We start from the raw sequence: 19,637 nt of genomic DNA on the forward strand, positions 1-19,637 counted from the left end.
CTCGATCGGGTTGTCGACGAGTCATGGTTCAGAGGTGCCTGGCCTCGCGCGAGCGCAGCCACACCTCGCAGGCCACGGTGGTGTGCAGGAGCGCGCTCTCGGTCTCCACGTCAAGCGGGCGCATGCACCAGTCGCGCAGCGCGACGGTGTCGATCAGGCCGAGCCGCGCGAGGCGGGAGTCCTCGCACAGGGCCAGCAATCGGGCGCGGTGTTCGCGCAGCCCGGCCTCCTCTTCGAGCGAGGCGTTGGCCTTGGTGGCGCGGGTCCGGCTGACCTCCGGGACGATGCCGCGCGTCGCCTCCACGATGAGGGGCTTGTACCGCCAGGGCGTGATCCGCTCCCAGGGCCGTACCGCGAGCGCCGCCTCGACGACCTGGGTGTCGTAGTACGGCGTGGAGCAGACGATTCCCCACGACCCGGCCAACTGCCCCATGTGGCGGACGAAACGGGAGAGGGCCTCCATCGTGACCAGCTCACGGTGGGTGCCGTGGTCCGGTGCCAGGGCTTCGGTGACGGGCGCCGCGGCAAGGAGTTGCCGGCGCACCGAGGCCACCGCCTCCGGGGTGGTCCAGTGCGGCAGCCGGGGCGGTTCGGCCCACTGCAGCACCGGTGTGTTCGCGGGCGACGGCGGCTTGGCGAGGTCCGCGGCGACCCGCTTGATCCAGGCCGGATACGAGCGGCGGTCGACGAGCTGGCCGGCCAGCCGGCGTCGGCTCCACCGGTACTTGGCGCGGTAGCCGCGCAAGTGACGTACGGCGGTGCGCGGATGGGTCCGGACGAGCTGGTGCAATCGCGCCACACACCCGCTCAGCAGTTCGTCGCCGCCGATGCCTGTGAGGTGCGGACCCGACCCGCACTCCCCCGCCGCTCGTACGACACTCATGCGCCGTTTGTGGTCGACGGCCATCTCCGAGGGCGCGTCGAGGAGTTCGTCGACGGAGTCGAGGCCGTCGAACGTCAGGGGCACGCGGTCCGCGTCGATGACATGGTGCTCGACCACACCCAATGCCGCGACGGTGCTCCTCGCCCAGACGGTGTCGTCGGCGAGCGGGTCACGGGAGTCGGCGGTATAGGCGACGACCTTCGCTCCAACGGCCACGGCGGCACAGCAGACCGCCGTGGAGTCCAGTCCGCCCAGATCGCAGCTGACCAGGGAGCGCCCCCGGGTGCGGACATCGACGGCCGCGGTCAGCGCCTCCGCGAAGCGGGCGGCGCCCTCGCGCAGAGGGATGTCGGGCGCGGGCGGCGTCCACCAACCCTTGGTGCGGGCCTGCCCGTTGGGTCCGACTGTCAGCTGGTGGCCGACCGGCACGGTGTCCACACCGCGCCAGACCGGAACCGTGTTGAGCGGGTACACCAGGCCTATGGCGAGCAGTTGGAGGGCCAGGCGGTCCTCGTCGAGAGGGGCGCCGAGGAGCTCGGCGAGCACATCAGCGCGATCGCAGGCCACGGCCGTCGAACCGGCGCGCCCGTGAAACACCCTGCGCACACCGACGACGCCGCCCTGGACGCGGAGGCCCGCGTCGGCGGAACGGGCCAGTAGGTGGAAACTTCCGGGCCAGGCGGCAGCGAACCGGTCGAGAACGTCCAGGGACCCGGTGCTCCGCACCGCCGTGGCGGCGCGCGTCGCCACGGCCGTCGTCACCTCATGTTCGCCGAGGACCGCCACATCGGCGTCACCGACGCCGCCCACCGTGAGGGTGTCTTGAGGCCAACGCCCCAGCAGCCACGGCCTGTCGGAGGGGTGCGGTATGCACTGGAGGGCGTGCGGGCGGGCCTTCGCCACGATGTCCTCGACCGCCTTGTCGGGCGTGTCGGGCAAGACGAGGAACCATGTCGATATCTCGGACAGGAACGTAAAGCGATTCACGGATCCCTTACCTCCGGTCGCCGGTTTGGTGGGCAACATGCGGTGAACGAAAGGGAATCGGGGGGGGGAATGCCCCTGCACGGCACAGGCCATCACCCCCCGATCCCGGGGATGGCCCCGCTCGTCACCGGTCACATTCCAGAGGAATCAACCTGTGCAAGCGGGCCCCGTAGGGACCTCAGAGGAGGTTCTTGCCGCCGAGGACATCCTTCGGGCCCTTGATGCCGGTCCCCGTCACCTTGCGGAAGCTACCGGCCTTGGCGAGGGTGGGACGCTCGTACGTCATGACTCATTTCCTTTCTTCTATGGGGACGTTGAGCCGCAGGTCACCTGCCATGGATGCGGGAGCCGCGGCACCGCGCCAGAGGGCGAGCCGTCGGGAGTACCCGAGCGGACGACGACCAGCCCGGCCCTCAGCCATGCGCGCAGACGAATTCCAGACAGAGGAGACCGGCTACGGTTTACCCGGACCCGCATATCCATGCAGCGATATGACTCCCTCATATCGACAATGGGGCACGACGTGCACAGATTGCACACACCCGGCGCCAATAAGTGATCCTGCGCCCCCTAATTCCACGCACACCCCCAGTACACACGCAACATCGCGCACCCACGATCCCTTTCATGGACGACAAGAACGAGATGCTGACGCCAACTGTCAATATCGAACAAGCGGAATAACCGACTCAGTTCCCAGTTAAACCAACCCTTGGTGGTGATCGTGCATCACAGGGGCGCACCGCAATCCGCGTGCGCCGCAATCCGCATACTGGATCTCCAATCCTCCAACCGGCCCGTCGCCACATCGACTTGTGGACCTGGCGCGATGGGCCACGATGCGGTGGCGCGTCGAGCACGACCACCGGGAGCTGAACACGGCCTGGACCTGGACCACTTCGAAGGCCGCAGCCGGCGCGGCCGGCCACACCACATCACTCTCGTCACTGCCGCCCATGCTTTTCTCGCCATCCGCAGGCTTGACCCGAAGCCCGACACCGGCCTGACCTTCCGTCAAGTTCTTGATGCCCGGCGGAGCTTGCAGCGGTGCTGGACCGGCCCCTGCACCACCTGTGGCTCAAACTCACCCGAGCAAGAATCGAAAACACCGTCAAACGCAGCCGAGTTGGCGCTGCCAGGACCGCCTCCGGGTTGCCGGCGCCGGCAGCCCGGAGAACTCCCGTCATCACAGGTCACAGGTACGTCCTCGCCTCAACGCACCCGCAGGCGGCGCCCGTTCGGTAGATCCGGCTTCAAAGTTTGGGCACAAGTTGCACACATTCCCCTCTTCAGGCGGGCTCCGATGGTCTACATTGACGCTGCTTCACATGACACGAGGCGACAAATCATGATCTTTAGGTCCGGCGCTACGGACAGACAGCTTTCGCATGCCCGGCGCCAGACGCGGGGGTGATCAATTCCTGGAGCCCGATTGAGGGCCTTGGGTGTGGGGAGCACCCGAGGTTTCGACGGGTTCCCGCGCATCTCAAGAGTCCGGCAGGACATGCGGGTCCGCTGCCGCCTGGGTGGGGTGTTCAGGTAGCGCTGCAACAGCCGGGATGTCATCCGCAGGGGGCGGGGGCTTCCCCGGGGGAGGAACAGCGCGGCGCGGGGGGCGGGGGCCTCCCGAGGGGAGCGACAGTCGGGGGGCACGGGCCTCCCGGGGGGAGGAACCGTGTGGAGCGAACACGTCGAGCCCAGTGAAGACCTGGGGGGATCTGTGCAGCAGGGGGAACTGGTCAGCCCGTTTCTGTCGGCGCATGGGAGTCCGGCGAACGGGGCGATCAGCCAGCCCGCGATCGACTGGGAGCAGCGGTACCGCCGTACCGTGATCACCAGCGACACTCTGGCCACCGCCTTCGTGGTGGCGGCGATCGGCAAGTTCTTCGGAGCCCGGGACGCGGCCAACTGGCACGAGAAGTGGGGAATTCTCGCCTTCTGCACCGAGCTGCTGGTGCTGGGGGCGCTTGCGGTGAGCCGGTCGTGGGCTCCGGCGGTGCTCGGCCAGGGCGCCGAGGAATTCCGCCGGCTCGGACGCTCACTGTTCACGGCGACCGTCGTACTGGCGCTCGGCGGGATCGCCCTCGCCTCGCGCAACATCAAGCTCTGGATCTTCGTCGCGATACCCGCGATCGCGCTCATCACCATGACCGCGCGGTATCTGCTGCGCCTCTGGCTGCACAGGCAGCGGAAGGAAGGACGGTGCCTGCGACCGGTGCTCGCTGCCGGGAGCCTGGCCACCGTGCGCGACCTGATCACCCGAACCCGCAAGTTCCCGCACCTCGGCTGGCGGGTGGATGCGGTGTGCACGACGGACGGTCTCGGGCTCGCCGGTGACCAACTGGACGGAGTGCCGGTGGTCGGCCGGCTGGCGGACGTCGCGGGCCACGTCCGCCGCGACGGCTACCGTGTCGTCGCGGTCACACCGGACCCGCACTGGTCACCGGACCGGCTGCAGCGGCTGGCCTGGAACCTCGAAGGCAGCGATGCCGAGATGGTCGTGGCGCCCGTGCTGATGGAGGTGGCCGGCCCACGGCTGCACGTGGACGCGGTGCTCGGGATCCCGCTGCTGCGGGTCAGCATGCCGACCTTCACCGGGGGCCGCCGGGCGGTCAAAGAGGTCGTCGACCGGATGGGCGCGGCGATCCTGCTGATGCTGTTCGCTCCGCTGATGGTGTTCGTCGGGCTGCTCGTGCTGGCGGACAGCCGGGGTGGGGCGTTCTACCGCCAGCGCAGGGTCGGCAAGGACGGCCGTGAGTTCACCATTCTCAAGTTCCGCACCATGGTCGCCGGGGCTGACAGGGCACGTGCCGAGCTGGCCGACCGCAACGAGGGTGCGGGACTGCTGTTCAAGCTCCGCCGGGATCCGCGGGTGACCCGGGTGGGAACGGTGCTGCGCCGCTACTCGATCGACGAGCTCCCGCAGCTTTTCAACGTGCTCACCGGATCGATGTCGCTCGTCGGTCCGCGGCCTCCGCTACCGGAGGAGTCCGCTGCGTACGGCCCGGACATCCGGCGGCGGCTGCTGGTCAAGCCCGGACTCACCGGCCTGTGGCAGATCAGCGGACGCAGCGACCTGCCGTGGGAGGAGGCCGTCCGACTGGACCTGCGGTACGTCGAGGACTGGTCGCTCGCCCTCGACACAGTGATCTTGTGGAAGACGCTGCGTGCGGTGCTCCAGGGTCAGGGGGCGTACTGATGCGCGGGGGTCGTCGTCGAGCCGGTGCACGGACAGCAGGCCAAAGGGGCCTGCCTGGGGGGAGGAACGGGTCGTGAGGGTCAGCGTTTTCGGGCTCGGCTACGTGGGCTGTGTGTCAGCCGCGTGCCTGGCCAGCATGGGGCATGAGGTCATCGGGGTGGACGTGAACCAGGTGAAGGTCGGCCTGGTCAATGACGGCAAGGCCCCCGTGGTCGAGGAGCGGATCGGCGAGCTCATCGCCGAGGTCGTGCGGACCGGAGCGTTGCGCGCCACCGGCGACGTCCGCGAGGCGATCACGGGCAGCGAGGTGTCGCTGGTCTGCGTGGGCACTCCGTCGGAGCCCAACGGCAGCCTGTGCACCACGTACTTGGAGCGGGTCACCGAGCAGATCGGCGCCGCACTGGCGGATCGCAGCGGGCGAAATGGGCGGCACACCGTGGTGTTCCGCAGCACCATGCTCCCGGGCACCTGCCTGAACCTGCTGGTACCGATCCTGGAGAAGTACGTCGGCGGCACGGCCGGGGTGGACATCGGGGTCGCGGTCAACCCGGAGTTCCTGCGCGAGGGCACGAGCGTGCGGGACTTCTTCGACCCGCCCAAGACCGTCGTCGGCGAACTCGACCCGGCAAGCGGCGATGCGGTGACGGCGCTGTACGACGGCCTGCCCGGCGAGGTGTTCCGGGTACCGGTCCCGACGGCCGAGGCGATCAAATATGCGGACAACGCGTTCCACGGCCTCAAGATCGGCTTCGCGAACGAGCTGGGCGCGGTGTGCCAGGCACTCGGGGTGGACTCGCACCAGGTGATGGACGTGTTCCTGGCCGACCGCAAGCTGAACATCAGCCCCGCCTACCTGCGACCCGGCTTCGCCTTCGGTGGCTCCTGCCTGCCCAAGGACCTGCGCAGCCTGGTCCACGCGGCGCAGCGGGCCGACGTCTCGGTGCCCATCCTCGCCCACGTGCTGCCCTCCAACTCCGACCATCTGCAGCGCGCGGTGGAGCTGGTCGAGCGCACCGGCAAGCGCCGGGCGGGCCTGTTCGGGCTGTCCTTCAAACCCGGCACCGACGACCTCCGCGAGAGCCCGCTCGTCGAGCTCGCGGAGAGGCTCTTCGGCAAGGGTTACGACCTGCGGATCTACGACGCCAACGTGAGCCTCTCCCGGCTGCTCGGCGCGAACCGCGAGTACATCGAGACCCGGCTGCCGCACCTCGCGCAGCTGCTCGCGGATTCCGTCGACGAGGTGCTCGAGCACGCCGAGGTGTGCCTGGTCGGGACCAGGGATCCGGCCGTGCTGTCGGCGCTGCCGCATGGCGACGGCCCGGTGATCGTCGACCTCATCCGCCTTCCCGACGCCGAGGCGCGCCGGGCCGAACCGGGGTATCTGGGCCTTGCTTGGTGACACGTCGTTCGGTGACACGGTCAGCGGCGACCGGCCGGACCGGCGCGCGCTGATCCTGGTGGAGAACCTGTCGGTGCCGTTCGACCGGCGGGTGTGGCAGGAGTGCACGACGCTGCGCGACGCGGGCTGGGAGGTGCACGTCATCTGTCCCCGGGGGGAGAAGCGGGACACGGAGCCGGAGGCGGAGATCGACGGGGTGCGGATCCACCGCTACCCGTTGCGTGCGGCCACCGGAGGGCCGGCCGGCTACCTGCGGGAGTACGGATCGGCGTTGTGGCATACGGCCCGGCTGGCCCGCAAGGTCGGCCCGGTCGACGTGGTCCACGCCTGCAACCCGCCCGACCTGCTGTTCCTGCCGGCACTGTGGCTGAAGCGGCGCGGCGCGCGGTTCGTCTTCGACCAGCACGACCTGGTACCCGAGCTGTATCTCTCCCGGTTCGACCGCGGCGAAGATCTGCTCTACCGCGCCGTGTGCGCGCTGGAACGGCGGACCTACCGGGCCGCGGACGTCGTGCTGGCCACGAACGAGAGCTACCGGGACGTCGCGGTGCGCCGTGGCGGTCGGCGGCCTGCGGACGTTTTCGTGGTACGCAGCGCGCCTGCCGTCGACCGGTTCCAACCGGTGCCGCCCGAGCCGGAGTTGAAGCACGGCAAGCCTCATCTGCTGTGCTACCTGGGCGTCATGGGCCCGCAGGACGGCGTCGACTACGCCTTGCGGGCCCTCGCGAAGCTGCGCGACGAGCTCGGGCGGACCGACTGGCATGCGGTGTTCGTCGGCGCGGGCGACGCCTTCGACGCGATGGGGGAACTGTCCCGGCGGCTCGGGCTCTCCGAGCAGGTGCGGTTCACCGGGCGGATTCCGGACGCCGACCTGGTGCGCTACCTGTCCACCGCGGACGTGTGCCTCTCCCCCGATCCGCGCAATCCGCTCAACGACGTCTCGACCATGAACAAGGTCCTGGAGTACATGGCGATGGGCCGGCCCATCGTCTCGTTCGACCTCCGGGAGGCGCGGGTCTCCGCCGGTGACGCCGCCGTCTACGCACCCGCCAACGACGAGGCCGAGTTCGCCAAGCTCGTCGCGCTGCTGCTGGACGATCCGGAGAAGCGGGCCCGGATGGGCAAGATCGGCCAGGAGCGGATCGGCGGTCCGCTCTCCTGGCGGAACTCGCAAGCGCAGTTGCTCGCCGCCTACGCCGCTGCCTGCCGTGACCGCACTCCGGTGTCGACGGGCAACCCGTACCGGGCAGGGAAGAGGCCCCGCCGGTGAGCGATGACACGATACGCCTGGTCACGATCGGGCGGATGATCCGGAGGCGCTGGCGGCTTCTCACCGTCCTCGCCGTGGTGGGTGCGCTCGCCGGCTACGGCACCTCCCTGCTGTTTCCGCCGAGTTACACGACGTCGGCATCGGTACTGCTGCCAGGGCAGTGGGACGAGCGTGCGCTGCTGACCCAGGTGGACATCGCGACCAGTTCGTCAGTGGTCGACCGTGCGGCCGCCGCGCTCGGCTGGAGGGACATCAGCGGCAGCGAGCTGCGGGATCGGGTGAGCGCCACGGCCGCCGACGGGAACATCATCACGATCTCGGGTACGGCCGAAACCCCGGAGCGCGCGCAGCAACTCTCCGACCAGGTGGTCCAGCAGTTCGTCACATTCGCCGCGCGGATCGCAGGCGACGGCACCGACCCCGAAGCGGCGGCGCGGCCCGAGGCACTGCGGCAGATGGTGGCGCAGACCAGCCGCCGTATCACCGAGCTGGCCGATGCGGCCGATCCGGGGCAGACCGTGGAGAGCGTGCAGACCCGCACCGAACTCGCGAATCTGCGCACCGCGCTGCAGGAGGCCGTCAACAAGCTGGACCAGGCCGACCCGACTGCCAACAAGGCCAACATGGTCGTCATGGGGCCGGCGGCCCGGCCGGCCGGCGAGGCACCGCCGACGAGAATGCAACTCATCGTCGCCGGGGCGCTGCTGTTCTTCCTGCTCGCGATCATCGGCCATCTCACCGCCGCACGGATGAGTCGACGACTGCGCGCCGAACCGGAGATCGCCGCGGCGCTGGGCTCGACGCTGCTGGGCACCGTCGACGTACCTGGTGAACGGCCTGTGCGACGGCCGGAAGGCCGTGGCCCGCGGGCCCGGATCCGCCGGCTGCTGTGCGTCGATGTCCGGTGGGACATACCCACCCCGCAGACATCCGGCGACGAGGCCGGCAGGCAGCTCCGCTACCGGCGGGTGTGCGCCCGCCTGCGGGACCAACTGCCGGCCTCCCGACGGCTGCTGGTCGTCGTCCCGGACGGCGACGAGATCGCCCGCCGGGCCGCCTGGCAGCTCGTCGCCGAGGCCGAGAGCGACCCTTCCCCAGGCTCTTCGAGCGGGGGCTACCCCATGCTGCAGGTCGTGGGGGTTTCGGTGGACCGGCCTATGGTGCCGGACCGCGACGGCGAGTCCGGTGCCCTGGTCGTGCTCAGCGCGGGCAGCTGGACCGCAGGGGAGCTCGCCGGCATCGCCGAGGCGTGTGCGGACGCCAGGCACGAGGTGGTCGGCATCGTCCTCGCCGGCACGGTCTGGGCACGTCCGACGCGGTCTGCCGACCGCCCTCGGGAAGCCGCCACGCCGGCGCTCGCGGTGGGCGACGACGTGACGGGAGGTTCAGGGTGACGACGAGTACGACGTCGGAGTCGTCGGCCGCCGCTCCGCTGCTGGACCTTCAGGCGCTGGTGGTGGCGGTGCGCAGGCGGCGCCGTTTCTGGTGCTCCGTGGCGCTGCTGGGGCTGCTCGTCGGCGCGGCGGTGGCGGTCCTGATGCCGCCGCAGCCGAGCGCCGTGACCAAGGTGCTGGTCGCGCATCAGGCGGACCAGCCGAACGACCCCGGGACGCTGATCCGCACCGACGTCGCGCTGCTGCAGACCACGCGGATCGCCGGTAAGGCCCTGCAGTCCCTCAAGTCCACAGAAAAACCAGAGGACTTCATGCAGGACTACGGGGGTACCGGCTTGACCAACAACCTGCTGCAGATCAATGTGACGGGCCACAGCGACGCGGAGGCGGTGGCCCGCGCCAAGTCGCTGGCCGATGCCTTCGTCGCGGACCATGTGAAACAGATACAGGACGTCGCGAACGCCCAGGCCAAGACCCTGCTCGACCAGCGTGACCGAACGCGGGACGAACTCGCCCAGGTCAACAAGGAGATCGGAGACGGATCACCGAAGAGCGGGCCGAAGGCGTCGGCGAACCTGGAGTCGCTCTTCGCCCGCCGGGCCGAACTCACCTCGCGCATCACCGATTTCGGGCAGCGCGCCGCGGATGCGCGCATCGGCACGCCCCAACTCGTCGCGGGCACACAGATCGTGGACGCCCCGCACGCGGTGCGGCACTCCCTGCCCAGGACCGCTGCCACCAACGCCGCTATCGGGCTCGCCCTCGGACTCGTCCTCGGGCTGGCGGTGGCCGCGGTCGGCACGGTGGTGGCGGACCGCCCCGTGCTGCGCCGGGACATCGCGGCGAACCTGGGCGCCTCGGTCATCGCGGAGCTGCCCCGCCGGTCGGCCGGGAGGTGGCAGCGCCGACGGATCCGGGCGGCACGCGAACGGCTCACCGCGTCCCTGGCCCGCACCGTGCGCAGCTCCGCGGAACCGGTGTCGCTGCTGGAACTGGGCTGTGCGCGCAGCACGAGCGTGATCGCCCTGGACCTCGCCGGGGCACTGGCGGCGGAGGGGCCGGTGGTCGTCATCGATGGACTGCCCGGCCTGCAGCTCGCGGGCCGCCGCCCGAAGCCAGGGGACCCGACCGTGGTCAGCGGCGAGCGTGCCGCCGCCGTGTCGCATCAGGAGCGCCGGCTCGGCGTCGGCTCGGTGGCGCCCGGCGCGGCGTGGACCGACCTCCAGTACCTCGGCACGCAGACCGTGCTCGTCGTGCGTGCCGGGCACGGCAGCGCCGCATGGCTGCACACCGTGGCGCGGCAGCTCGCGGACCAGCACATTCCGGTGATCGGTGTGGTGCTGATCGACCCCGATCCGCGTGACCGGACCGACGGCACGCTGTGGGACGGGCTGCACACCGCGCTGCGCGGCCAGGACGAGCGGCTGGCCCGGCAGAACCGGGCGGGCCGGCGGCGCACGGAGCGGCTGCCGATGTGGGCGGCACGGGTCCCGGACAGCAACCAGGAGGCGCGGTAGGACATGTGTGGCATCGCAGGCACTTACCGATGGCCGGACGGGAAGGCCGTGACCGACCGGCTCACCGACACCCTCGCCCACCGCGGTCCGGACGGCGCGGGCCGGTACAGCCACCCCGCCGGTGACGGCGAAGTGCACCTCGGGCACCGTCGGCTGGCCATCATCGACCTGTCCGGGACGGGCGCGCAGCCGATGGTCTCGGGCGGCCTCGTCCTGACGTACAACGGCGAGCTGTACAACGCGCCCGAGCTGCGTGCCGAGCTGGCAGCCGCCGGGGTGCGCTTCCGCGGTACCTCCGACACCGAGGTGCTGCTGGAGGCCTGGCGGCGCTGGGGCACGGACTGCCTGCCCCGGCTGCGCGGTATGTTCGCGTTCGGGATCTTCGACGAGCGAACCGGTGAACTGGTGCTCGTCCGCGACCAGTTGGGTATCAAGCCGCTGTTCCTGCTCCGGCGCGGCGAGGGTCTGGTGTTCGCCTCCGAGCTCAAGGCACTCGCCGCCGTGACCGGCGGGTCGCTGGAGGTGGACCATGCGGCGCTGGTGGCCTCGCTGCTCTACTACTGGGTGCCGGACTCACGGTGCGCGTTCCGCGAAGCGGAGAAGCTGCCGCCGGGGAGCTGGCTGCGGTGCCGGCCCGACGGCCGAGTGGAGCGCGGCCGGTTCTGGCACCTCCGGGACGTCGCCGCCGAGGCCCGGGAGCGGGCCCGGGGCGGCGAGCAGCCGGATGTCGCCGCCATCGTCGAGGAGTCGACCCGGCGCCACCTGCTCTCCGACGTACCGGTGGCGACCTTCCTCTCCGGCGGGCTGGACTCCAGCTATCTGACCGCGCTGGCGGCCCGCGACCGACCCGGGATCTCCGCTTACACGATCGGGTTCCGCGCCGAGGACGCCAGGTTCGAGGCGATGCCGGACGACCTGCGCCATGCCCGGCGGGTGGCCGAGCGGTTCGGCGTCGACCTGCACGAGATCGAGATCGCTCCGAACGTGCTCGACCTGCTGCCGCGGATGACGTACCACCTGGACGAGCCGATCGGCGACCCCGCCGCGATCAACACGTTCCTGATCTGCTCGGCCGCTCGGGAGGCCGGGATCAAGGTGATGCTCTCGGGGATGGGCGCCGACGAGCTGTTCGCCGGGTACCGCAAGCACCTGGCCAACCTGATCGCGCTGCGCTACCAGCGCGTCCCGCGGCCGCTGCGGCGCGGCCTGTCCCGGGCCGTGGACCGGCTGCCGGTCGCCACGGCCCGCCGGGGGTACCGGTCGGTGCGCTTCGCGAAGCGGTTCCTCTCCTTCGCCGATCTGCCGGAGGAGACCGCGTTCCGGCGCAGCTACACCATGTACGACCGGGACGAGTTGCTCGCCCTGATCGATCCGGACCTGGCCGGGACGGTCGAGGACGTGCTCACCGAGCACGCGGACATCTACCAGGACAACGACCTCGACGACTTCGTCAACCGCATGTGCCTGGGCGATGCCCGGATGTTCCTGCCGGGCCTGAACCTCACGTACACGGACCGGTCGAGCATGGCCGCGTCCACCGAGGTGCGGGTGCCGTACGTGGACGTCGAGGTGGTCAGGGCGGCGTTCGCCGTGCCCGGTGATCGCAAGATCGTCGGACGGCAGGGCAAGGCGGTCCTCAAGGAGGCGGCCACTTCGATCCTGCCCCGGGAGATCGTGTACCGGCCCAAGGGCCTGTTCAGCGCCCCGCTGCGCGCCTGGATGAGCCGGGATCTGGCACCGCTGGTGCGCGAGGTGGTGCACGACGGCGCGCTGGTCCGTTCCGGGTTCCTGCGCCGCGACGCGCTGGCGCGGCTCGTCGCCGAGGACGCCGCCGGGCAGCGGGACTTCTCCAAGCATCTGTGGCATGTGCTGACCCTCGAGTACTGGTATCGCGGCGCGACCTCCGGGTCCGGTTAGAGCGCTCGCTTGACGGCGTAGAACACGGCTCAGAAACAAGGGGACTTCGGGTGAAACAGGTTGTGCAGAACTACAAGAGCGGCGAGCTGGCGGTGCTCGACGTGCCGGTGCCGGGGTGCAAGCCGGGCGGTGTGCTGGTCCGCAGCGCCTACTCGCTGATATCCACCGGGACCGAGCTCATGAAGGTGTCCGAGGCCGGCATGTCGATGCTGGGCAAGGCCCGCTCCCGGCCGGACCAGGTGGCCAAGGTCATGCAGAGCGTGGCCACCAACGGGGTGCCCGCCACCTACCGCAAGGTGATGGGCAAGCTGGACTCCTACACACCGCTGGGCTACTCGCTGTGCGGGGTGGTCGAGCGGGTCGGCACCGGGATCGACGAGGTGAAGGTCGGCGACCTGGTGGCCTGCGCCGGCAACGAGCACGCGTTGCACGCCGAACTGAACTGGGTGCCGAAGAACCTCTACGCCCGGGTGCCGGACGGCCTCGCTCCGCGGCACGCGGCCTTCGGCACCGTAGGGTCGATCGCGTTGCAGGGCGTCCGCCGCGGCGAGCCACAGCTCGGCGACGTGGCGCTGGTCATCGGCCTCGGGCTGATCGGGCAGCTGGTGGTGCAGCTGCTGGCCGCCTCGGGGGTCCGCGTCGTCGGGGCCGACCCCGACCCGGTGCGCTGCGGGCTCGCCGAGCGCCTGGGCGCGGCGGCCTGCGGCGATCCCGCCTCCGCGGCCGTGGAAACCGCCGTCGCCGAACTCACCGGCGGTCACGGCGTGGACCAGGTGTACCTGGCCGCCGGCGGCGGCAGCAACCAACCCGTCGAGCTGGCCGCCCGGCTCTGCCGGGACCGCGGTCGGGTCGTCGACATCGGCAAGTGCCGCCTGGACCTGCCGTGGAACGCGTACTACGAGAAGGAGCTCGACGTCCGGTTCTCCCGCTCGTACGGCCCCGGGCGCTACGACCCGGAGTACGAGCTGGAGGGGCGGGACTACCCGATCGGCTACGTGCGCTGGACCGAGCGCCGCAACCTGGCGTGCTTCCTCGACCTCCTCGCCCGCGGCCGTGTCGACGTGGAGCCCCTGGTCTCCCACGTCGCCGACTTCGATGACGCCGTCGAGACGTACCAGCGCCTGAAGGACGGCGAACTGAAGGCCGTGGCTGTGCTGTTCCGGTACCCCGAACACGCGGGGGAAGCGGAGGCCCCGGTGGTGGCCGTGCCCGCGGTGCGCCGACGCGGCGGCACGGCGCCCGCCCCGGCGCGGTCCGCCAAGACGCCGGTGCGGCTGGCGTTCGTCGGCGCCGGGAACTACGCGACGTCGATGCTGCTGCCACACCTGGCACAGCGCGACGGCGTCGCGTTGTCGACCGTCGTCACCACGACCGCGCTGTCGGCGGCCAACGCGCAGCGGAAGTTCGGCTTCGCCGAGGCGACCACCGATCTCGACACCGTGCTCGGCGACCCGTCCATCGACGCGGTGTTCGTGGTCACCCGGCACAGCTCGCACGCCGAACTGACCCGAAGGGCGCTGCTGGCCGGCAAGGCGGTGTTCGTGGAGAAGCCCCTGGCCCTCACCGAGGACGAACTCGCGGGCGTGCTCGCGGCGGTGGAGGAGTCCGGCAACGACCGGCTGCAGGTGGGCTTCAACCGCCGGTTCGCGCCGCTGCTGCATGAGGCCAGGAAGCGGTTCGGCGCCCGTTCCGGTCCGGCGAGCCTGCGCTACCTGGTCAACGCGGGCCGGCTGCAGCACGGCAGCTGGTACCTCCGGCAGGGCACCGAGGGCTCGCGGTTCGCCGGCGAGGGCGGGCACTTCATCGACACGGCCAGCTGGCTGCTGGCGGCCGACCCGGTCTCGGTGTACGCGGTCGCCACGTCCGGCAATGAGGACGGCAGTGACATCCAGGCCGTGCTGCGCTACCCGGACGGGTCGACCGCCACCATCAGCTACGTCACCACCGGCGCGCCCGGCTTCCCCAAGGAGACGCTGGACCTGGTCGCGGACGGCAAGGTGCTGCGGCTCGACGACTTCGTCCGTGCCTCGGTGTACGCCCGCAAGCGGTGGGTCAGTTCGCGGCTGCCCAAGGCCCGGGACAAGGGCCAGTCCGCCGAACTGGCCGCGTTCGTCAGGGCCGTGCGGACCGGCGGGCCGATGCCGGTGCCGCTGGAGTCGCTGGCCGCCACCACGGCGGCCACCCTCGCCGTGCAGGCCGGCCTGGCCGGCGGCGCCCCGGTGACGTTGGCGAGGGCGCGATGACTGTGAATTCAGGGAGTGCGGGCTGGTACCTGCGGCGGCTGTCCCGGATGGGACCGCGGGAGGTCGGCGGCCGGGTGGGCGACGCGCTGCGCAGGCGGCGGTGGCGGTCGGCGCGGCCCGACTGCCCGAGCGTGACCGGCGCCCGGTTCACCGCGGTACTGCCCGCCGGGACGATCGCCGCAATACCTCCGGACGCCGCGAAACGTCTCATCGCCGAGGCGGACCGGCTGATGGCCGGGCACGCCGAGTACTTCGGGGTGGTCCGCGACGACCTGGCCGACCCGGACTGGTGGTACGACCCGAAGACCGGGCGCCGGGCTCCGTGGGGCTACGCCTTCGACGTGCCGTACCGGAACGAGGACGCGGTCGGGGACATCAAGCAGATCTGGGAGCTGTCCCGGCACCAGTACCTCACCGTGCTCGCCGCCGCCTACGCGATCACCGGGAACGAGCGGTACGCCGAGCGCGTGGCCGAGCACCTGCGGTTGTGGTGGGCGGCCAACGCGCCACTGCGCGGGGTGCACTGGACCAGCGGCATCGAGCTGGGGATCCGGCTGCTGTCCTGGGTGTGGATCCGCCGGCTGCTCGACGGCTGGCCGGGCGCGGCCGGGCTGTTCGAGGGCAACCCGGCGGCGCTGAACCAGATCTGGCACCACCAGCGCTGGCTGGCCGCCTTCCCCAGCCGGGGGTCTTCGGCCAACAACCACGTCATCGCCGAGGCCGCCGGGCAGTTCGCCGCGGCCTGCGCGTTCGGGTGGTTCCCCTCCTCGGCGCGCTGGCGGGCCGGCGCGCTGCGGTCGCTGGAGCGGCACCTGCGCAGCAACACCTTCGCCTCCGGCCTCAACCGCGAGCTGGCCACCGAGTATCACGGACTTGTGCTGGAGCTCGGCCTGGCCGCGGTGGCCGAGGCGGATGCCGCCGGCGTGCCGGTCCCCGCGTCCCTCCGGCTGGTGCTGCTGCGGATGACCGACGCGCTCGCGGCCATCGTGGACAGCCGGTTGCGGCCGCCGCGCCAGGGGGACGCGGACGACGGTCACGGTCTGGTCGTGGACGGCGCGGGCACCGACCGCTGGGCCTCGCTGCTGGCTACCGGGGACGCCGTGTTCGGCCGGCTGGCCTGGTGGCCGACGGTGACCGGCACCGATGTGCGCACCCCGCTGCTGGCCGCGCTCGTCCGGCCGTACGCGAAAACCGGAACCACACCGGCCGTGACCCGCCCGGCAAGCCGACCGGCCCACTTCGCCGACGCGGGCATGACCATCCTGCGCGGTCCGGCGGAGATCTGGTGTCGCTGCGACGGTGGTCCGCACGGCTTCCTGTCCATCGCCGCGCATGCCCACGCGGACGCGCTGTCCGTGGAGGTCCGGCACGACGGGGTCGACGTGCTCGCCGACCCGGGGACGTTCTGCTACCACGGGCAGCCCGAGTGGCGGCAGTACTTCCGGTCGACCCTCGGCCACAACACCCTGCAGCTGGACGGCGGTGACCAGTCCGTCTCCGGCGGCCCGTTCCTGTGGACCCGGCATGCCCGCAGCCGCGTCCTGGCCGCGGACACATCCGGCGCCTCCACCGGAGGGACGGCCCGCTGGTGCGCCGAGCACGACGGCTACCAGCGCTCCGTGCACCGCCGCCGGGTGGAACTGACCGCCGCGAGCCAGGAGTTGCGGGTGGTTGACGAGGTGCGCGGCCCGCGCCGGGCCGCGCACCTGGCGTTCCACCTCGGCCCGGCGATCGCCGCGGACCTGGTGGGGAACCGGGCGGTGCTCACCTGGACCCGGGACGGCGAGGACCGCTCCGCGGTACTCGACCTGCCCGGGCAGCTGAGCTGGCGGGCGCATCGCGGCGAGAGCGACCCACCGCTGGGCTGGTACTCCGCCGGCTTCGGGCGCAAGGAACCCACCACCACGCTGGTCGGCACCGGCTTCGCCGACGGCGCGGAGGGGTTCACCACCGTGCTCAGGTTCCGCGGCTAGGGGGGCGCGTGGGAATCAAGAGGCGGTACTGGGCGTGGGCGGCGGCACCGCTGGCGCTGGCCCTGCTGGCGGCGACCGGCTGTGAGAGCACGCAAGGCGCCCGGGCAAAGCCGACCGCCGCGCCGGCCACGTCCGGGGCGCTGCCCACGTCCGTGGCTCGGGTGTGCGCCAAGCCCGCGGCCGGGCCGACGAAGGCGCCGGCGGGCGCGGTGACGGTCGACCCCGCGGCGGTCGGTGACCTGGCAGCGAAGACCAAGAGCGACCCCCCGAACACCACGTTCTGGCTTCGGCCGGGCAAGCACAGGCTCGACCCGGACCGCTACGCCCAGGTCATCCCCAAGGAGGGAGACCGCTATCTCGGTGCGCCAGGCGCGGTACTCGACGGCCGGAAGATCAACCAGTACGCGTTCGGCGGTACCGCCCGCAACGTCACCATCCGCTACCTGACCGTGCAGGGTTTCGTCGCGCCGCAGAACGAGGGCGTGGTCAACCATGACTCGGCCGACGGGTGGGTGATCGAGCACGCGACGATCCAGAACAACTCCGGGTCCGGGCTGATGGCCGGCGCCCACCAGCGGGTCCGCGCCAACTGCCTGCGCGACAACGGACAGTACGGAATGAACGCGTACAAGACCGGCGGCCGCATCAGCGACCTCGTGGTCGAGGACAACGAGATCGTGGGCAACAACACCGGCGACTGGGAACGGCGGCGGCCGGGCTGCGGCTGCACCGGAGGCGCGAAGTTCTGGGCCGTCAACGGCGCCGACGTACGCGGCAACTGGGTGCACGACAACCGCGGAACAGGGTTGTGGGCGGACACCAACAACAACGACTTCCGCATCGAGAACAACGTGCTCGACGCCAACGACGGTGCCGCGCTGATCTACGAGACCAGCTACAACGCGGTCATCCGGAACAACACGATCCGGCGGAACAACCGGGTCGAAGGCCGCAGGGCGGCCGACCGCGGCGACGACTTCCCGTTCGCGACCGTCTACCTGTCCGAGTCCGGTGGCGAACCACGGATCCGAGCCCGCACCGACAAGATCGAGATCTACCGGAACGTACTGGAGAACAACTGGAACGGGATCACCCTGTGGGAAAACGCCGACCGGTTCTGCAACAGCCCGGCCAACACCTCGTCCGGTGACTGCACGTTGCTGGTGCGGCGCCCCGACCGCTGCGCGCGGCCGGTGATCGCCACCGCACCGCTCTACGCCGACTGCCGGTGGAAAACCCAGCGGGTGGACATCCACGACAACCGCTTCGTGCTGGACAAGTCCGTCGTCGACTGCACGGCGAAGTGCGACCGCATGGCGATGCTGGCCAACTACGGCACCTATCCGGACTGGTCGCCGTACCAGGGCGAACGGGTGGCTACGGCGATCACCACCGAGCAGCACAACCGCTGGCACCACAACGTCTACCTCGGACCGTGGAAATTCGTCGCCCACGACCCGAGCCGGATACTCGACTCCGGGCAGTGGCAGGGCACGCCGTACCAGCAGGACGCGGGCAGCACCTTCGACCCACGGACCGGTGGTTGAGGTGGGCGGGGACCTGAGGCGCGGTGGGCTGCCGGGCGGACCGGATACGGCGGGCATGCGGCCCGGCGCCGAACCGCGCCCTGCCGGCACACCGAGAACCGTCGGGGTCGTCTGGGGGTTGCTGGTCCTCAACACGCTCGGCTCCGCCGGGGCGAAGACCATCATTCCGCTGCCCCGCTCCCTGATCCAGTTGGTCACCATGGGCGCGCTGGTCTCCGCGTTCGCGCTGGCGCTCGCTCTCAATGTCCGGCTGCGCATCCGACCCAGCGCCTTCTTGTTCCTGCTCACCCTGCTGCTGGTGTCGAGCGTGATCTCCAGTGCGCACCTGGAATCCGGGGTCGGCGCGCTGTTCCGCTGTGTCCGGCTGGCTCTCTTCGTCGGCACGGTGTGGTTGCTCAGCCGCTGGTGGGACGGCGGCCTGACGTTCGTGCGGCACCACATCCGGATGTACTTCGCGGTGCTCGGGTCGGTGGCCGCCGGCCTGGTCGTCTCACCGGGTGCGGCCCTGCCCGACCTCTACGGCGGGCGCCTTGTGGGCGCGCTGTGGCCGCTCACCCCTCCGCAGATCGGACAGTACGCCGCGGTGATCACCGGGCTCACCGTGCTGCTCGTACTGGGCCGCCGGACCGACCGGGCCGGCGCGGCGTTCGTCATCGTGCCGTCGCTCGTCCTGCTCGCGTTGACCCATACCCGGACGGCCACACTCGGCCTGTTCATCGGGCTGGCGTTGGCGATCGGCTCGCTGATCCTGACCAGCGGCGCCGCCCGCCGGTTCTTCACCTGGGCGGTGCTGTGCGCCGCGGTGGCCGCGGTGGCGCTCGGCTCCGTGCTGGAGGCGTGGTTCCTGCGCGGGCAGAGCCAGGAGAACTTCTCCAGCCTCACCGGTCGGGCCAAGGTCTGGGACGCCCTGTTGGCAGCGCCCCGAACGACCTCGGAGCAGATGTTCGGCGTGGGCCTGGGCGACAAGTCGTTCGGCGGGCTGCCGATCGACAACAGCTGGCTGGCCGTCTACAACGAGCAGGGACTGATCGGCGTCGCCCTCGTGGCGGCGATCATCATCGTGCTGGGCGGCGTCGCGTTGCTGCGGCCGACATCGCTGCCGAGGGCCTGCGCGATCTTCCTGATCAGCTACTGCGCGATCGCGTCGTACACCGAGGCCGGGCTGGGCGACGCCTCGCCGTATCTGCTGCATCTGGCGGTCGCCGCCTCGCTGCTGGCGGCACCTGCCGCGGCCACGCCCGCCCCGACGCCCGAAGTTCCTCTACGACGCATCCCGCGCTGGGCCCAGAGATCGGAGGTGACCTGAGC

12 protein-coding genes and 1 pseudogene are annotated in these 19,637 nt (G+C 70.9%); 11 read left to right on the forward strand and 2 right to left on the reverse strand.

Annotation, left to right across the window (positions count from 1 at the left end):
* Positions 1-28: 28 nt before the first annotated feature.
* Together GR130_RS22470 and GR130_RS22475 are read right to left on the reverse strand one after the other, a co-directional pair.
* Positions 29-1,822 carry an asparagine synthase-related protein gene (locus tag GR130_RS22470; protein WP_328707564.1) on the reverse strand — a complete coding sequence of 598 codons (1,794 nt, stop codon included), beginning with the start codon at positions 1,820-1,822 and terminating at the stop codon, positions 29-31.
* A 226-nt stretch (positions 1,823-2,048) separates the two neighbouring features.
* Positions 2,049-2,156 (reverse strand): keywimysin-related RiPP, encoded by a 108-nt coding sequence (locus GR130_RS22475; protein ID WP_159506356.1) that lies wholly within the window; start codon positions 2,154-2,156, stop codon positions 2,049-2,051.
* A 484-nt stretch (positions 2,157-2,640) separates the two neighbouring features.
* Between GR130_RS22475 and GR130_RS40855 the strand changes: the two are divergent.
* From GR130_RS40855 to GR130_RS22525, 11 genes and pseudogenes are all read left to right on the forward strand, one after another.
* Positions 2,641-2,870: pseudogene (locus tag GR130_RS40855) on the forward strand (IS701 family transposase); the annotation flags it as partial.
* 720 nt (positions 2,871-3,590) lie between these two features.
* Positions 3,591-5,069 (forward strand): sugar transferase, encoded by a 1,479-nt coding sequence (locus tag GR130_RS22480; RefSeq protein WP_159506357.1) that lies wholly within the window; start codon positions 3,591-3,593, stop codon positions 5,067-5,069.
* Between the two features lie 73 nt (positions 5,070-5,142).
* Positions 5,143-6,468 carry a nucleotide sugar dehydrogenase gene (locus tag GR130_RS22485; RefSeq protein ID WP_159506358.1) on the forward strand — a complete coding sequence of 442 codons (1,326 nt, stop codon included), beginning with the start codon at positions 5,143-5,145 and terminating at the stop codon, positions 6,466-6,468.
* Complete coding sequence (locus GR130_RS22490) at positions 6,458-7,738, forward strand: glycosyltransferase family 4 protein (RefSeq protein ID WP_159506359.1); 1,281 nt, start codon at positions 6,458-6,460, stop codon at positions 7,736-7,738. Before GR130_RS22485 ends, GR130_RS22490 begins: the two co-directional genes overlap by 11 nt.
* Positions 7,735-9,132, forward strand: coding sequence for a Wzz/FepE/Etk N-terminal domain-containing protein (locus GR130_RS22495; protein ID WP_159506360.1), 1,398 nt, complete (start codon positions 7,735-7,737; stop codon positions 9,130-9,132). The genes GR130_RS22490 and GR130_RS22495 overlap by 4 nt, the downstream gene beginning before the upstream one ends.
* Positions 9,129-10,649, forward strand: a complete 1,521-nt coding sequence (locus GR130_RS22500) for a Wzz/FepE/Etk N-terminal domain-containing protein (RefSeq protein ID WP_159506361.1) — start codon at positions 9,129-9,131, stop codon at positions 10,647-10,649. The genes GR130_RS22495 and GR130_RS22500 overlap by 4 nt, the downstream gene beginning before the upstream one ends.
* A gap of 3 nt (positions 10,650-10,652) precedes the next feature.
* Positions 10,653-12,566: an asparagine synthase (glutamine-hydrolyzing) gene (gene asnB, locus GR130_RS22505; RefSeq protein WP_159506362.1), complete on the forward strand. Its 1,914-nt coding sequence runs from the start codon at positions 10,653-10,655 to the stop codon at positions 12,564-12,566.
* 50 nt (positions 12,567-12,616) lie between these two features.
* Positions 12,617-14,809, forward strand: a complete 2,193-nt coding sequence (locus GR130_RS22510; protein WP_159506363.1) for a bi-domain-containing oxidoreductase — start codon at positions 12,617-12,619, stop codon at positions 14,807-14,809.
* The gene (locus GR130_RS22515; protein WP_159506364.1) at positions 14,806-16,782 is read left to right on the forward strand and encodes an alginate lyase family protein; all 1,977 of its coding nucleotides are present in this window, start codon (positions 14,806-14,808) and stop codon (positions 16,780-16,782) included. The genes GR130_RS22510 and GR130_RS22515 overlap by 4 nt, the downstream gene beginning before the upstream one ends.
* 8 nt (positions 16,783-16,790) lie before the next feature.
* Positions 16,791-18,329, forward strand: coding sequence for a right-handed parallel beta-helix repeat-containing protein (locus tag GR130_RS22520; RefSeq protein ID WP_159506365.1), 1,539 nt, complete (start codon positions 16,791-16,793; stop codon positions 18,327-18,329).
* A gap of 55 nt (positions 18,330-18,384) precedes the next feature.
* On the forward strand, positions 18,385-19,635 hold the full coding sequence (locus GR130_RS22525) for an O-antigen ligase domain-containing protein (protein ID WP_236573379.1): 1,251 nt from the start codon (positions 18,385-18,387) through the stop codon (positions 19,633-19,635).
* Positions 19,636-19,637: the final 2 nt, after the last annotated feature.

Origin of the sequence: Streptomyces sp. GS7, from assembly GCF_009834125.1 — a bacterium.
Classification (GTDB): Bacteria; Actinomycetota; Actinomycetes; order Streptomycetales; family Streptomycetaceae; genus Streptomyces.